The following is a 1,961-nucleotide window of genomic DNA, read 5'->3' as shown; positions in this document are numbered from 1 at the left end:
CTACTACACAGCGGGTCCATGTATTGTAAACTGTCACAGCCCAAAATAGCTTAACAGGAACATTTGGTGGCATGTTTAGTTTATATACTTTATTACCGTCAAGGAAGTTACCATTTTTATCTTTGTAAGTAGTCTGGTATCTCGAACCCAATCCGTCCGGCATCTGAGCTGCCATTGAAGGCGTGATACCATCAGCCGTAAAGTGAAATGTTGTTCGTGACTCTAGATTAAAGTAACCATCTGGATCGAAACTTGAACTGTCACCGATGTAAGGACTCTCCCACATACGATTCGGATAGACTTTTGCAATAGCTTGACGACTGTCAAATGCAATGACACGTGACATTGCCACAGCATCTTTAGCTGCTTGATCCAAAATCTTTTTCATACGTGCATCGGGCTTGAACGGCTTGCCTTGGACGATACCAATAGATGCAAGACGTCCCAGTTTTTCTTTACCGAAAGCTTCGGCCGGTTCATAGTTGATGATGTCATGCATCCATTCAAAAGCGCTTGCATCTTCAGGAACCAGTGTATTGATCGGAACACCTGTCACATTGGTAAATTTACCTTTACGCGGGCCAGTTTTCAATGGATAGACTTTGGCATTTTTACGAAAGTATTCCATCGCTTTTTCACCCGTTCCAACCACCGCTGCATTGGCACGAACAAATGAGAAAAGGCGATACGTCGGAGATTTAAATACAAAATATCCTTCAGGAACATCACCTTCATAATCAGGAGGAAGAATGAGGTATTTTCCTCCTTTACCTTTATCTTTACCTGTAGGTCCAATATCAAAGGCGAACAAAAAGTTTGCATCGTCCACAGGGCCCATCAATCCGGCGGGCGCTTCAAAAACTGTAGGACCGTCTACTTTGAGATCAAACACAAGCATGGCATAGATACTCTCCGTATTACCGGTTAGCCACATTGCCTTTGAATCCAGTCGGTCAGCTGTCACCGAAATATATGAGCTGTTCTTTGCGCCGTAATCACGTGCCGTTCCTAGCATCATTCCGCGCATAGAGAGTGCTGGATACATATCCAGATACAACTGTGTCGCACGCTGTAGGTCTAGTTCGTCGTAGACCTTTTGCACAGTATCTTCCGTTGGGTAGCCACCTGGGAATTTTAGATCCCCAAATCGACTTTGTATATTCGCCGCTGCCGGATTGAAGTCTTTTGAACCTTGCGGTTTTTGCGCAGCTGCAATGTCAAAGATACTTGGTGTTTGACTAGCAGAAGCCTGTGTAAGCATACTGGCTGCCATCAGTCCTGTCATTGTCAGTTTTACTAGTAATTTAGTATTCATTTTCTTCCTTTTCTAAGTATATTGTCTGGAAGTGGTATAGTTACTACACCACTTCGTCTCATTCAGTCTCAGTTATTTAACAAGTTCAAGTTCACTAGGTCTCCATGTTTTATCTATCCATGGTTGTAGTGGGCCATAAGCCCGAAGTAAAATAAACCAACTTTTACCAGGAATCGTCTGAATCCAGTTACCTTCATTAACACCTTTTGGAAGTGTCGGTGCAAAAATAACATCTATAGATCCATCTTTATTTTCTTTTACTTTTCCGCTTAAGCTGTTAATCCCCGCAAATGGCTGATCAGTTTGAAGCATACATCTGGTTTGCGTATCATAAATAGTCACCGACCAGTTGTCTTTTACAGGAAATTTCGGTGGTAGGTGTAGTTTATAGGTTTTCGCTCCATCTAGGGCTTGGTGTTTAGAGTCCATACCGGCAATCGCATATTGTGAACCGATACCTGGTGTTGTTACTGCCATAGCCGGCGTTACAACCACTGCATTGTAGTGCATCCATAAACGTGAGTCCATACGTCTAGCGCCATCTTTTAAGAAATACGAATCGTTGTCCGCAAAGGCCATCACCCATTCGCTTTTCGTTTCAGGATAATAATAATAACCTGGGTCACGCGGTTCAATAGTGTTGGCA

General features: G+C 43.1%; 2 protein-coding genes. Both read right to left on the bottom strand.

Annotated elements, in window-relative coordinates:
- On the bottom strand, positions 1-1,315 hold a 1,315-nt coding region (locus WBM70_RS07040), incomplete at its 3' end, for a DUF1254 domain-containing protein (RefSeq protein ID WP_424557792.1).
- A gap of 72 nt (positions 1,316-1,387) precedes the next feature.
- Positions 1,388-1,961 (bottom strand): DUF1214 domain-containing protein (locus WBM70_RS07035; protein ID WP_424557791.1); only part of this gene is annotated, 574 nt, incomplete at its 5' end.

It is taken from the genome of Sulfurovum sp. (assembly GCF_049668085.1).
Lineage (GTDB): Bacteria > Campylobacterota > Campylobacteria > Campylobacterales > Sulfurovaceae > Sulfurovum.
Note: the sequence above shows the minus strand (reverse complement) of the source record. Positions and strands in the feature narration are given on the sequence as shown.